Annotated in this window: 9 protein-coding genes and 1 pseudogene; 5 read left to right on the top strand and 5 right to left on the bottom strand. The window is 69.8% G+C overall.

The annotated features are described in order from the left end of the window. Nucleotides 1-334 precede the first annotated feature (334 nt). The 5 genes from hisC (at nucleotide 335) to OG985_RS23675 (ending at nucleotide 9,063) form a co-directional block, all read left to right on the top strand. The gene (gene hisC / locus OG985_RS23655; protein WP_371670334.1) at nucleotides 335-1,414 is read left to right on the top strand and encodes a histidinol-phosphate transaminase; all 1,080 of its coding nucleotides are present in this window, start codon (nucleotides 335-337) and stop codon (nucleotides 1,412-1,414) included. A 292-nt stretch (nucleotides 1,415-1,706) separates the two neighbouring features. Continuing rightward, entirely contained in the window at nucleotides 1,707-3,215 is a 1,509-nt protein-coding gene (locus tag OG985_RS23660; protein WP_371670335.1) for a cytochrome ubiquinol oxidase subunit I, read from the top strand. Nucleotides 3,216-3,235: 20 nt separating this feature from the next. After that, nucleotides 3,236-4,240 (top strand): cytochrome d ubiquinol oxidase subunit II, encoded by a 1,005-nt coding sequence (gene cydB, locus OG985_RS23665; RefSeq protein ID WP_371670336.1) that lies wholly within the window; start codon nucleotides 3,236-3,238, stop codon nucleotides 4,238-4,240. A 63-nt stretch (nucleotides 4,241-4,303) separates the two neighbouring features. Further along, nucleotides 4,304-7,846 carry a thiol reductant ABC exporter subunit CydD gene (gene cydD / locus OG985_RS23670; protein ID WP_371670337.1) on the top strand — a complete coding sequence of 1,181 codons (3,543 nt, stop codon included), beginning with the start codon at nucleotides 4,304-4,306 and terminating at the stop codon, nucleotides 7,844-7,846. Between the two features lie 164 nt (nucleotides 7,847-8,010). Continuing rightward, nucleotides 8,011-9,063, top strand: coding sequence for a M23 family metallopeptidase (locus OG985_RS23675; RefSeq protein WP_371670338.1), 1,053 nt, complete (start codon nucleotides 8,011-8,013; stop codon nucleotides 9,061-9,063). Between the two features lie 2 nt (nucleotides 9,064-9,065). Here the strand turns inward: OG985_RS23675 and OG985_RS23680 are convergent, their stop codons facing one another. The 5 genes and pseudogenes from OG985_RS23680 to OG985_RS23700 form a co-directional block, all read right to left on the bottom strand. Continuing rightward, nucleotides 9,066-9,953: a Cof-type HAD-IIB family hydrolase gene (locus OG985_RS23680; protein WP_371670339.1), complete on the bottom strand. Its 888-nt coding sequence runs from the start codon at nucleotides 9,951-9,953 to the stop codon at nucleotides 9,066-9,068. An 89-nt stretch (nucleotides 9,954-10,042) separates the two neighbouring features. Further along, a pseudogene (locus tag OG985_RS23685) lies at nucleotides 10,043-11,235 on the bottom strand (ISAzo13 family transposase); the annotation flags it as partial. Nucleotides 11,236-11,326: 91 nt separating this feature from the next. Next, nucleotides 11,327-12,229 carry an LLM class flavin-dependent oxidoreductase gene (locus tag OG985_RS23690; protein ID WP_371670340.1) on the bottom strand — a complete coding sequence of 301 codons (903 nt, stop codon included), beginning with the start codon at nucleotides 12,227-12,229 and terminating at the stop codon, nucleotides 11,327-11,329. 51 nt (nucleotides 12,230-12,280) lie between these two features. Continuing rightward, nucleotides 12,281-12,739, bottom strand: coding sequence for a hypothetical protein (locus OG985_RS23695; RefSeq protein WP_371670341.1), 459 nt, complete (start codon nucleotides 12,737-12,739; stop codon nucleotides 12,281-12,283). A 13-nt stretch (nucleotides 12,740-12,752) separates the two neighbouring features. Then, the gene (locus tag OG985_RS23700; RefSeq protein WP_371670342.1) at nucleotides 12,753-13,301 is read right to left on the bottom strand and encodes an RNA 2'-phosphotransferase; all 549 of its coding nucleotides are present in this window, start codon (nucleotides 13,299-13,301) and stop codon (nucleotides 12,753-12,755) included. Between the last annotated feature and the right edge of the window lie 68 nt (nucleotides 13,302-13,369).

Raw genomic sequence — 13,369 nt, forward strand, 5'->3', positions numbered from 1 at the left:
AAGGGACTTGAACGATTCCATGCCAGGACATGACTCGACGACCCGCACCGGCCTGCCAAGTACCCCATGTTTCGAAGAGGTCTCAACTCACCTGCACGAGGGATGCGCGCTACGGCGTGAGCCACCGGCGCATAGATATATGTAGCCGCGCCCCCTCGATTCGTGTGACTTCGTACGGTGATGCCCCTGATGCTGGTGTGACGGATGAGGTTTCGGTCCCGACCGGCAGAGGTCGTCCCCCATCTGTACGCAGCGGTGCGGAATCCTCATAAGGTGAGGAGTATTGGAAGCCGGTGGTGGTGACGGTCCGCCGGTGGTCGCGAGGAGGACTGCGGTGAGCGAGACGAGCCCCAAGCTGCGTGCCGAGCTGGAGGGTATCCCCACCTACAAGCCGGGCAGGCCCGCCGCGTCCGGCGGTCCGGTCGCGTACAAGCTGTCCTCCAACGAGAACCCCTATCCTCCGCTGCCGGGCGTGATGGAGACGGTGACGGGCGCCGCCGCGTCGTTCAACCGCTACCCGGACATGGCGTGTACCGGCCTGATGGACGAACTGTCCGAGCGCTTCGCCGTTCCCCTCTCCCACCTGGCGACCGGCACCGGCTCGGTCGGTGTCGCCCAGCAGCTGGTGCAGGCGACCTCCGGACCTGGCGACGAGGTGATCTACGCCTGGCGGTCCTTCGAGGCGTACCCGATCATCACGCAGGTCAGCGGCGCTACCGCGGTCCCGGTGCCGCTGACGCCCGGTGATGTGCACGACCTGGACGCCATGGCGGACGCGATCACCGACCGGACGCGGCTGATCTTCGTCTGCAACCCCAACAACCCCACGGGCACGGTCGTCCGACGGGCCGAGCTGGAACGGTTCCTCGACCGCGTGCCGGGCGATGTGCTGGTGGTGCTGGACGAGGCGTACCGGGAGTTCATCCGGGACATCGAGGTGCCGGACGGCGTGACGTTGTACCGGGACCGGCCGAACGTCTGTGTTCTGCGCACGTTCTCCAAGGCGTACGGTCTCGCCGGCCTGCGCGTCGGGTTCGCCATCGCCCATGAGCCGGTCGCGGCGGCGCTGCGCAAGACGGCCGTGCCGTTCGGTGTGAGCCAGCTCGCCCAGGACGCGGCCGTCGCCTCCCTACGGGCCGAGGACGAACTGCTCGGCCGGGTCGGCTCGCTGGTCTGCGAGCGCACGCGGGTGGTCGACGCGCTGCGGGCGCAGGGCTGGACGGTGCCCGAGACGCAGGCCAACTTCGTGTGGCTGCGGCTGGGGGAGCAGACGGTCGCCTTCGCGGCCGCCTGCGAGCAGGCGGGTGTGGTGGTGCGCCCCTTCGCCGGTGAGGGTGTGCGGGTCACGGTCGGTGAGAACGAGGCGAACGACATCTTCCTGCGGGTGGCGGAAGGGTTCCGGAAGGAGCTCTAGCAGCGCCGCCGCAGCGGTTAACCGGGCTCGAGGCCCGATTCCGCGGGCGGGGGTCCACTGGCGAACTTCACCAGTGGACCTCCGCCCGTTTTTGGGCCCCAGGGGACTCCGGGGATCCAGGAGGGGGCCGAAGGGCCCTAGAGGGACCCCCTGTGGATTGTCGAAAATCAGTACGCCATAATGGCTTGTGAATGTGAACGCGTTCACAAGCGTGTCCCGGTTGCTCCCGTGATGCGTACGACAAAAGGGGCATACTGCCGCCGCGTGGTGGCAACGTAAGGAGACTGACGACGTGGACCTGGCTTTGGCGCCGGAGACTCTGGCGCGTTGGCAGTTCGGCATCACCACCGTCTACCACTTCCTGTTCGTCCCCCTGACGATCTCTCTTGCCGCTCTCACGGCCGGGTTGCAGACCGCCTGGGTGCGGACCGAGAACGAGAAGTACCTCAGGGCGACCAAGTTCTGGGGCAAGCTCTTCCTGATCAACATCGCGATGGGCGTGGTCACCGGCATCGTGCAGGAGTTCCAGTTCGGTATGAACTGGTCGGACTACTCCCGCTTCGTCGGTGACGTCTTCGGTGCCCCGCTCGCCTTCGAGGCCCTGATCGCCTTCTTCTTCGAGTCCACGTTCATCGGCCTGTGGATCTTCGGCTGGGACAAGCTGCCGAAGCGGATCCACCTGGCCTGCATATGGATGGTCTCGATCGGCACGATCCTGTCGGCGTACTTCATCCTCGCGGCCAACTCATGGATGCAGCACCCCGTCGGCTACCGGATCAACAAGGCGAAGGGTCGTGCCGAGCTCACGGACTTCTGGCAGGTGCTGACCCAGAACACCGCGCTGGCCCAGGCCTTCCACACGCTCGCCGCGTCCTTCCTGACCGGCGGCGCCTTCATGGTCGGCATCGCGGCCTTCCACCTCTTCCGCAAGAAGCACGTGCGGGTGATGAAGACCTCGCTGCGGCTGGGGCTGGTCACCGTGGCCATCGCCGGCCTGCTCACCGCGATCAGCGGTGACACGCTCGGCAAGGTCATGTTCAAGCAGCAGCCGATGAAAATGGCGGCCGCCGAGGCGCTGTGGGACGGCCAGAACTCCGCGCCGTTCTCGATCTTCGCGTACGGGGACGTCAGCAAGGGGCACAACAGCGTCGAGCTGTCCGTCCCGGGGATACTGTCGTTCCTCGCCGACGACGACTTCAACTCCTACGTCCCCGGTATCAACGACACCAACAAGGCCGAGCAGCAGAAGTACGGCCCCGGCGACTACCGCCCCATCATCCCCGTCACCTTCTGGGCGTTCCGCTGGATGATCGGCTTCGGCATGGCGTCCTTCACGATCGGCCTCGCCGGGCTGTGGCTGACCCGCAGGAAGTTCATGCTCCCCCAGCACCTGCGGGTCGGCGAGGACGAGGTGCCGCATCTGGTCCTCTTCAGGAACAAGGCGCTCGGACCCAAGCTCACCAGGCTGTACTGGCTGGTGGCGATCTGGACCCTGGGCTTCCCGCTGATCGCCAACTCCTGGGGCTGGATCTTCACCGAGATGGGCCGCCAGCCGTGGGTCGTCTACGGCGTGATGCAGACCCGGGACGCGGTCTCCCCCGGCGTCTCCCAGGGCGAGATCCTCACCTCCATGCTCGTCTTCACCGCGCTCTACGCCGTCCTCGCCGTCGTCGAGGTCAAGCTGCTGGTGAAGTACGTCAAGGGCGGGCCGCCCGAGCTCACCGAGGCCGACCTCAACCCGCCCACGAAGATCGGCGGCGACACCCGTGACGCCGACAAGCCGATGGCCTTCTCCTACTAGGCCCAGGGAGCTGCTGAGTCATGGAACTCCACGACGTCTGGTTCGTCCTCATCGCGGTCCTGTGGACCGGCTACTTCTTCCTGGAGGGCTTCGACTTCGGAGTCGGCATCCTCACCAAGCTGCTGGCTCGGGACCGTCCCGAGAAGCGGGTGCTGATCAACACGATCGGTCCCGTGTGGGACGGCAACGAGGTGTGGCTGCTCTCGGCCGGCGGCGCGACCTTCGCCGCCTTCCCCGAGTGGTACGCCACCCTCTTCTCCGGCTTCTATCTGCCCCTGCTGGTCATCCTGGTCTGTCTGATCCTCCGGGGCGTCGCCTTCGAGTACCGGGCGAAGCGGCCCGAGGAGAACTGGCAGCGCAACTGGGAGACCGCGATCTTCTGGACCTCGCTGATCCCGGCGTTCCTGTGGGGCGTGGCCTTCGGCAACATCGTGCGAGGCGTGAAGATCGACCGGAACTTCGAGTACGTCGGCACCCTGTGGGACCTGCTCAACCCGTACGCGCTGCTCGGCGGTCTGGTGACCTTGACGCTCTTCACCTTCCACGGTGCGGTGTTCACGGCACTCAAGACGGTCGGGGACATCCGTGAGAGGGCGCGGAAGCTGGCGCTGCGGGTCGGTCTCCTCGCTGCCGGAGCCGCCTTGCTCTTCCTGCTCTGGACGCAGGTGAACGGCGGCGACGGCAAGAGCCTGGTCGCGATGGTCGTGGCGGTCGTCGCGTTGGTCGCGGCACTGGTGGCGAACCAGGCTGGGCGGGAGGGATGGTCGTTCGCCCTGTCCGGGATCACCATCGTGGCCGCCGTGGCGATGCTCTTCCTGACGCTCTTCCCGAACGTCATGCCGTCCTCGCTCAACGAGGACTGGAGTCTCACGGTCACCAATGCCTCGTCCAGCCCGTACACCCTGAGGATCATGACTTGGTGTGCGGGGATCGCGACACCGCTCGTCCTCCTCTACCAGGGCTGGACCTACTGGGTGTTCCGCAAGCGGATCGGCACGCAGCACATCGCCGAAGCCGCACACTGAGTCCGCCGCGGAGGGGTGTTTCCCGGTGTTTCACGTGAAACACCCCTCTCTGGACCGAAGGGCATGTTTCACGTGAAACCGATCGATCCACGTCTGCTCCGATACGCCCACGCCACACGCCGATTCCTGGTGGCGGTCGTCGTCCTCGGGGTCATCGGGGCGGGACTGGTCATCGCGCAGGCGATGCTCATCGCCGAGGTGGTCGTGGGGGCGTTCCAGCACGGGATGTCCGCCACTGAACTCCAGTCTCCCCTCGCGCTGTTGGTGACCGTCGCGATCGGTCGTGCCCTGGTCTCATGGCTCACCGGGCTCGCCGCGCACCGGGCGAGTGCGGCGGTGAAGTCGGAGCTGCGCCGGAAGCTGCTCGAGCGCGCGGCGGCGCTCGGTCCCGGCTGGCTCGGCGGACAGCGGACCGGGTCACTCGTCGCCCTCGCCACCCGGGGAGTCGACGCCCTCGACGACTACTTCTCGCGCTATCTGCCGCAGTTGGGGCTCGCTGTGGTCGTGCCGGTGGCGGTGCTGGCCCGGATCGTGACCGAGGACTGGGTCTCGGCCGCCCTCATCGTCGGGACCCTGCCGCTCATCCCCGTCTTCATGGTGCTGATCGGCTGGGCCACGCAGTCCCGGATGGACCGGCAGTGGCAGTTGCTGTCCAGGCTGTCCGGGCACTTCCTGGACGTCGTCGCCGGCCTGCCGACCCTCAAGGTGTTCGGACGGGCCAAGGCGCAGGCGGAGTCGATCCGGCGGATCACCGACGAGTACCGGCAGGCCACCCTTCGCACCCTGCGGATCGCCTTCATCTCCTCCTTCGCGCTGGAACTGCTCTCCACGCTCTCGGTGGCCCTGGTCGCCGTGACGATCGGCATGCGACTCGTGCACGGGGAGATGGACCTGTACATCGGCCTGGTCATCCTCATCCTCGCGCCCGAGGCCTATCTGCCCCTGCGTCAGGTGGGTGCGCAGTACCACGCGGCCTCTGAGGGACTTGCCGCGGCCGAGGAGATCTTCGCGGTGCTCGAGACGCCGGTGCCGGTTTCGGGGGCCGGCGCCGTGCCGAACGGCGCCCTGTCCTTCGACCACGTCACGGTTCGCTACCCGGGGAGGTCCGGAGACGCCGCGTCGGACGTGTCCTTCGCCGTCGAGCTCGGGGAGACGGTCGCGCTCGTCGGGCCGAGCGGTGCGGGCAAGTCGACGCTGCTGAACGCCCTTCTGGGGTTCGTGCGGCCCAGCGAGGGGCGGATCCTGGTCGGGGGAGCCGATCTCACCGACATCGATCTCGCGCAGTGGCACTCACTGGTCGCCTGGGTGCCTCAGCGGCCCCAGCTGTTCGCCGGGACGATCACCGAGAACGTACGGCTCGCACGGCCCGACGCGGACGAAGTCGCCGTACGGCGGGCGCTTGCGGACGCGGGCGCGCTGAAGTTCGTGGACACGCTGCCCGAAGGCGCGGAGACACGGCTCGGCGAGGACGGCGCCGGACTGTCCGCCGGGCAGCGGCAGCGGCTCGCGCTCGCCCGGGTGTTCCTCGCGGACCGGCCGTTCCTGCTCCTGGACGAGCCGACGGCCGCGCTGGACGGAGCCACGGAAGCCGAGGTCGTGGAGGCGGTACAGCGACTGGCCGTCGGGCGGACGGTGCTGCTGGTGGTCCACCGTCCGGCGCTGCTGGGAGTCGCGGACCGGGTGGTGCGGCTGGAGGACGCCACGCCTTCCGCATCCGGTGACCTCACCGCCCCGGCGCAGGTCCCCGCCGCCGCAGAAGCCGTGGACCGGGCGCCCGAGGCCCGCCGGATCGAGGAGGATCCGGCAGGGGACATAGGTGACGGCGGGATCGAGACGCCCGGCCCGGCCGCCGGGGCCCCCGGTGTCCTGGCCCGGGTGCGCGCCCTGTCCGGCGCCCGGCGTGGCCGCCTCGGCCTCGCGCTGCTGCTGGGAAGCCTCGCCCTCGGCAGTGCCGTCGGACTCATGGCGACCTCCGGGTGGCTCATCTCCCGGGCCTCGCAGCAGCCGCCGGTGCTGTATCTCATGGTCGCCGTGACGGCGACGCGGGCCTTCGGCATCGGGCGCGCCGTCTTCCGGTACGGCGAGCGGCTCGTCTCGCACGACGCGGTCCTGCGGATGCTGGCCGACACTCGAGTCGCCGTCTACCGGCGGCTGGAGCGGCTGGCGCCCGCCGGGCTGCGCCGGACCCGCCGGGGCGACCTGCTCTCACGCCTGGTCGCCGATGTGGACGCCCTGCAGGACTACTGGCTGCGGTGGCTGCTGCCCGCCGGTGCCGCGGTGTTGGTGTCCGCCGCGGCCGTCGCCTTCACGGCCTGGCTGCTTCCCGTGGCCGGCGCCGCGCTCGCGGCCGGACTGCTGGCCGCCGGTGCCGGAGTCCCGCTCGTCACGGGCGCCGTGGCACGGCGGGCCGAGCGCAGGCTGGCGCCCGCCCGCGGAGCACTGGCGACCCGGGTGACGGACCTGCTCACCGGAACCGCCGAGCTGACCGTCGCCGGCGCCCTGCCCGCCCATGCCGCCGAGGCACACAGGGCCGACGGCACTCTCACCCGGATCTCCGCGCGGGCCGCCACCGCCACAGCGCTCGGCGACGGACTCACCGCGCTGCTCTCCGGTCTGACCGTCGCCGCCACCGCCCTCCTCGGCGCCCAGGCGGTCGCCGACGGACGGCTGAGCGGGGTGGCCATGGCCGTCGTCGTCCTCACACCGTTGGCCGCCTTCGAGGCGGTCCTCGGCATGCCCCTCGCCGCGCAGTACCGGCAGCGGGTGGCCAGGAGCGCGGAGCGCGTGTTCGAGGTGCTGGACGCACCCGAGCCCGTACGGGAGCCGGAGCGGCCGCGGCAGGCGCCCCAGTCCCCTTTCCCGGTCGAGCTCAAGGGACTGGCCGCCCGGCACTCCGGACAGGACCGGGACGCCCTCGCCGCACTCGACCTCACCTTGGAGGAGGGCCGGCGGGTCGCCGTGGTCGGGGCGTCCGGGTCCGGCAAGACGACCCTCGCCCAGGTCCTCCTGCGCTTCCTGGACGCGGACCGGGGCACGTACACGCTGGCCGGCGTGGACGCGAACGCACTGGACGGCGACGACGTACGGCGGCTCGTGGGGCTGTGTGCGCAGGACGCGCACCTCTTCGACAGCTCGGTGCGCCAGAACCTGCTCCTTGCCAGGAAGAGCGCGACGGAGAGCGAGTTGCGGGACGCGCTGGGGCGGGCCCGGCTGCTCGACTGGGCCGACAGCCTGCCCGACGGGCTCGACACGCTGGTCGGGGAGCACGGGGCCCGGCTGTCGGGCGGGCAGCGGCAGCGGCTGGCGCTGGCCCGCACGCTGCTCGCCGACTTCCCCGTCCTCGTGCTCGACGAGCCGGCCGAACACCTCGATCTGCCCACGGCCGACGCGCTGACCGCGGATCTGCTGGCCGCGACCGAAGGCCGTACGACGCTGCTCATCACACACCGGCTGGCCGGACTGGAGGCGGTGGACGAGGTGGTCGTGCTCGACGAGGGACGTGTGGTGCAGCGCGGCACCTACGCCGAACTGACCGCCGAGGAGGGGCCGCTGCGGGCGATGGCCGAGCGGGAGACGGAGTCGGAACTACTCACGACCGTGCGCTGAGCGGCCCACCGGAAGCCCGGTAGGCCACCGGGGCGCTGTCGGACCGGCACCGGACTTTCACCGCCCCACGCGGGCGCGGTACTGGGCCAACCCGGGGACAGAGGTCCCCCAGGTGTACGCCTTCAACAGGACCGGAGTCACCGGCCCGGGGCACGATCGCTGACATGGGGTCATTCCACCGCCGTCCGTTGATCGTTGCGGCGCTGCTGTGCGCGGTGGCGGCCCTCGCGGCCGGGCCCGCCGACGGCTCGGACGCAGGTGACGGCGATGCCGGCAGCGGCATCAGTACCCAGGTGGTGCGGCTGTACGAGGACGCCGCTCTGGCCACGCAGCGGTACGAGGCGGGGCGGGCGGCGGCCGAAGCGCAGCGGGCGAGGGCGCTGCGGGCCGAGGCTCCGCTCGAGCGCGAGCGGCAGGAGATCGCCGGTCTGCGCGCGGACCTGGGACGGATCGCCCGTGCCCAATACCGCACCGGAGGTCTGCCACTCGTCGCGCAGCTTCTCCTCGCGGACGACCCCGCCGGGCTGCTGGAGGGACAACAGGCCTTCTCGCGGGCGGATCTCGCCGTGCACAACGCCATCGGCAGGAGACGGCGGGCCGAGGCCCGGCTTGCCGCGGACGAGGCGAGAGCCCTCGCGGCGTGGCAGAACCTGGACAAGCGGAATGCCGAGCTCGCCGCGCTGAAGGACACCGTCGAGCGGAAACTCGAGGACGCGCGAGGGCAGTTGCAGGGACTGGCGGACGCGTCGGTCGCGGCCGGCGCGTGTCGCGGAGCGGTCCGGCTCGACCAGCCACGGATCGCCGTCACGCGTGCGTGGGTGGCCCCCGTCGAGACGTACGAGCTGTCCGCAGGATTCGGCAACGATGGTGCGCGGTGGGCGAACCGGCACACCGGGCAGGACTTCGCGGTGCCGATCGGCAGCCCGGTGCGGGCGGCCGGTGCGGGCCGGGTGGTCAGGGTGTCCTGCGGGGGCCCTTTCGGGATCGAGGTCGTGGTCGAGCACGCGGGCGGCTACTACACGCAGTACGCGCACCTCGCGGCCGTCGCCGTCGACCAGGGGGAGCGCGTCGCCACGGGCCAGTGGATCGGGCAGTCGGGCACCAGCGGCAACTCGACCGGCCCACACCTGCACTTCGAGGTGCGGATCACCCCCGAGGCGGGCTCCGCCCTGGACCCGGTGCCGTGGCTGGCCGAACGCGGGGTGCCGCTCGGGTAGGCCTACGGACGCAGCGCCAGCATCCGTTCGATCACCACCGCCACCCCGTCCTCGTTGTTGGCGACCGTGCGCCCCGAGGCGGCGGCGATGACGTCCGGGTGTGCGTTGCCCATGGCGTACGACTGGCCGGCCCAGGTGAGCATCTCCACGTCGTTCGGCATGTCGCCGAAAGCGACGACCTCCTCGTGCGAGATGCCGCGTTCGGCGCAGCACAGGGCGAGCGTGCTCGCCTTGGAGACGCCCGGCCCGCTGATCTCCAGCAGGGCGCTCGGGCTGGAGCGGGTGACGTTGGCGCGCTCACCGATGGCGAGCCGGGCCGTCGTGAGGAAGGCGTCCGGGTCGATCTCGGGGTGGAACGCGAGGATTTTGAGCACCGGCTCGTCGGCGCCGGGCGCGTCCGGTGCGAGGAGCCGCTCGGCGGGCGCGAGGGTGTCGGGGATCTCCAGGTGCAGCTTGGGGTAGTCCGGCTCCTGGTAGAAGCCGTACGTCTGCTCCACCGCGTACACCGTGCCCGGCGCCGCGTCCCGCAGCAGCCGTACGGCGTCCAGGGCGTTCTCCCGGGCCAGCTCCCGTACTTTCACGAACCGGTGGGCGCCGGGACCGCCGTGCAGATCGACGACGGCGGCGCCGTTTCCGCAGATCGCCAGGCCGTGACCGTGGACGTGGTCGCTGACCACGTCCATCCAGCGGGCCGGGCGGCCGGTGACGAAGAAGACCTCGACGCCCGCCTCCTCGGCGGCGGCGAGGGCCGCGACCGTGCGGGGCGAGACCGACTTGTCGTCGCGCAGCAGAGTGCCGTCGAGGTCGGTGGCGATCAGCCGCGGCGGCATGGTGGCGGCCGGGGTTTCGGGCTGGCGGGTAGCTGAGGTCACCCGGCCATTCTCCCGCATATGCCCGCACGCCCGTGCGGCAGTCCGCGCAGGTGAGTGGTTAGGGCTCAGTGTGATTTAACGTCTGCGGGTTCGGGAGTGTCGGCGGGTGGGCTGATGGTGTAGTTCCACTGGCCGTGGGTTTCGTGACGGGTCAGCGGGAGGGCCTTCATGGCCTTGTCGCTGATCTTGATGCCTGTGGGGTAGACACCGGTGTCCAGGGCCGCGGACACGGTCAGGCCGGTCTCGGTCGTCGTCGCACCGATCAGGGAAACGGCGGCCTCGTGGCTGGTCAGTGGTGTCCCGCGCCAGTTCATGGTGATTGCGGAGAACAGCCGGTGCTCTATGCGATTCCACTTCGAAGTACCCGGCGGCAGGTGCAGCACGGTGATCGACAGGCCGGTCTCGGCGGCGAGGGCAGCCAGCCCGGTCTTCCAGGCCCGTAGTCGGCTGCCGTTGGATCCGCCGCTGTCCGCGGTGATCGTCAGTGTCGTGGCCTGCGGATATGCGGCCCGGCCGACGTTGTTCCACCAGGTCCGCAGGGTGTTCACGGCGAACGCGGCGGTGTCGTGATCCATGCCGACGCTGACCCAGCCGGCGTTGGCGCCGATGTCGTAGACGCCGTAGGGGATGGCTTTGCCGGCCGGTCCGGGGAAGTCGTGGACGTTGACCTTCACCGGGTCCCCAGGCGGTCGCCATTCCTTGCCGACGTTCTTGAAGTTCCCGATCAGTTCCTTTTTCTTGCAGTCCACGGACACGACGGGCTGTCCGGCAGCGAGGGCCGCCCTGACCTGATCGTTGAGGTAGCGGAACTGGGCGTCGCGGTCGGGGTGCTGCTTGCCCTCGACGGTTTTGGCGTTGCCCTGCAAGGAGTAGCCGGCCTCGTGCAGCAGTCGGGCCACGACGTTCTCGGTGCACCGGTGTCCCCGATTGACCAGCTCGGCAACCAGGTGCGACAGCGATTTCGTGGTCCAGCGCAGCGGGTTCATCGGATCACCACGAGTCTCCGGCTCGACCAGGGCATCCAGGTCCACGGCCAGTTGCGGGTCCAGGACCTCGGCCCGTCTGCGGCCGCCTCCCGGCCCCGGGACCGCCCGACCGCCAGCGGCTGCGGATCGTCCAGTTCCCCGCGGCCCCGTCGGATCGTGTCCTGGGACACCCCGGTCGCCTCACAGACGATCCGTGCACCGCCGCCACCCAGCTCACGAGCCTCGTTGCCGAGCCACAACCGTCGCTGCCGCTCGGTCAGGTGATCCCGGATCGCCTCGTAGCGCCGGGCCAGGGACTCCATATCGATCGGCATAGCAGGAAACGTACGCGCCGCGCGACTGATTCATAACTTGTTTCGCTACGAGCCCTTACCGCCCTCACCAGCGCGGTCGTGGTCCACCGGATCAGCTCAGCTGGGAGGACGCCTCCATGGCGATCTGTTCGAAGACCTTCTCGTCCGCGGCGAAGTCCGAGCCGGGGATGGGCCAGTGGATCACGATGTCGGTGAAGCCCAGGTCCCGGTGGCGGCCCGCGAAGTCCACGAAGGCGTTGAGCGACTCCAGGGGACGGCTGCGGTCCGGGGTGAATCCGGTGAGCAGGATCTTGTCGAGGCCGGTCACGTCGCGGCCGATCTCGGCACAGGCGTCGGTCAGCTTGCCCACCTGGCCGCGAATGGCGTGAACCGACTGTTCAGGGCTGCCGTCCTCGTACAGCTTGGGGTCGCCGGTGGTGACCCATGCCTGTCCGTACCGTGCGGCGAGCCGCAACCCGCGCGGACCGGTCGCGGCCACCGCGAAGGGCAGCCTGGGGCGCTGCACACAGCCCGGGATGTTGCGCGCCTCGTGAGCCGAGTAGAAGTCACCCTCGTAGGACACCGAGTCCTCGGTCAGCAGCCTGTCCAGCAGCGGGACGAACTCACCGAAACGGGTGGCACGCTCACGAGGGGTCCACGGTTCTTGCCCGAGCGCGGTGGCGTCGAAGCCGGTGCCTCCCGCACCGACGCCGAGCGTGACCCGGCCGCCGGAGATGTCGTCGAGGGAGATCAGTTCCTTGGCGAGGGTCACCGGGTGACGGAAGTTCGGTGAGGTCACCAGGGTGCCCAGACGCAGGCGGTCGGTCACGGCGGCGGCAGCGGTCAGCGTCGGCACGGCACCGAACCAGGGCCCGTCCCGGAACGTGCGCCAGGAGAGGTGGTCGTAGGTGAAGGCGGTGTGGAAGCCGAGCTGCTCCGCGCGCTGCCATGCCGAACGGCCACCTTCGTGCCAGCGAAGGTGGGGGAGGATCACGGTGCTCAGACGCAGGCTCATGGTTCGAGCCTATGCGGGCGGCCCGGTTTCACGTGAAACAGTCACACCTGGTCACCGCACGCGTCCGCTGAGCCATGGGGTCAGGTGGATCATCGGCAGGTACTCCCTGTACGTACGGTCGCCGGGCAGCGGCACGATCAGGGTGCGGCCCGGCGGGAAGCGACGGGCCTTGACGTACGCGAGGCCGCCGAAGACGGAGCGGAGGAAGGCCGGCACGTCGTCGCGCGGGATGTCGGGGCACTCGACGCCTTCGACGGAGATCAGGGCGTCGTCCTCGGGATAGAGCCGCACGCTCACCCTGGGCAGGCCGCCGAACTCGGCGTACGCCTCGTGCGGCAGGGAGCCGTCCGGGTCGGCGGTGACCCCGACGCCCGCCGCGCTGCGACGGGAGGTCTGGTCGGCCCCGATGTCATGGGTGATCTCGATCTCGCGCGAGTACTCGGCGGCGATCTCGCGCAGGGCCGTCACCGCGGCCTCGGTGGTGGGGAGGTGGTCCATACCACCGATCATGGCGGAAGCGAGATCAGTGCGACTCGGGAAACCGCAGGTACTGCGGTGGTACCGCCTTCGTCAGCCACACCCCGTTCGCGCTCACCTGGAAGACATGGCCGTCGTGGTGCATCGCTGCCGTGTCCACGGACAGCACGACGGGGCGCCCGCGGCGGGCACCGACGCGGGTAGCCGTCTCCCGGTCGGGCGAGAGGTGTACGTCGTGCCGGTTCATGGGCCGTAGGCCCTCGGCGCGGATCGCGTCCAGGAACCGGTCCACGGTCCCGTGGTAGAGGTACGAAGGCGGGGTCGCCGTGGGCAGGCCGAGGTCGACCTCGACGCTGTGGCCCTGGCTGGCGCGGATCCTGGTGCCCTCGACGGCGAAGCGCCGCTTGTCGTTGGCGACGACCACATGGTCCAGTTCGTGCCGCGTGAACGTGAATCCGTGCGCGGCGGCCGAGGCGATCAGCACGTCGATCTCGACCCAGCCACCCTCGTCGAGCGTCAGTCCGATCCGTTCCGGCTGGTGGCGCAGATGTTTCGAGAGGTACTTCGACACCTTCACAGTGCGTCTTTCATCCATCCTCACAGCGTGCCGGGAGAGACGTGAATCACGCGAACGATTTTGCCTCCGATGTTTGATCCACAGCC

Origin of the sequence: Streptomyces sp. NBC_00289 (genome assembly GCF_041435115.1) — a bacterium.
Taxonomy (GTDB): Bacteria; Actinomycetota; Actinomycetes; order Streptomycetales; family Streptomycetaceae; genus Streptomyces.

What these genes read in the sequence shown, in the direction of transcription:
- OG985_RS23690 (WP_371670340.1), bottom strand. Translation starts at nt 12,229, where the DNA reads ATGAGCCTGCGTCTGAGCACCGTGATCCTCCCCCACCTTCGCTGGCAC.
- OG985_RS23680 (WP_371670339.1), bottom strand. Translation starts at nt 9,953, where the DNA reads ATGCGGGAGAATGGCCGGGTGACCTCAGCTACCCGCCAGCCCGAAACC.
- OG985_RS23700 (WP_371670342.1), bottom strand. Translation starts at nt 13,301, where the DNA reads ATGGATGAAAGACGCACTGTGAAGGTGTCGAAGTACCTCTCGAAACAT.
- cydD (WP_371670337.1), top strand. Translation starts at nt 4,304, where the DNA reads ATGTTTCACGTGAAACCGATCGATCCACGTCTGCTCCGATACGCCCAC.
- OG985_RS23695 (WP_371670341.1), bottom strand. Translation starts at nt 12,739, where the DNA reads ATGATCGGTGGTATGGACCACCTCCCCACCACCGAGGCCGCGGTGACG.
- OG985_RS23675 (WP_371670338.1), top strand. Translation starts at nt 8,011, where the DNA reads ATGGGGTCATTCCACCGCCGTCCGTTGATCGTTGCGGCGCTGCTGTGC.
- cydB (WP_371670336.1), top strand. Translation starts at nt 3,236, where the DNA reads ATGGAACTCCACGACGTCTGGTTCGTCCTCATCGCGGTCCTGTGGACC.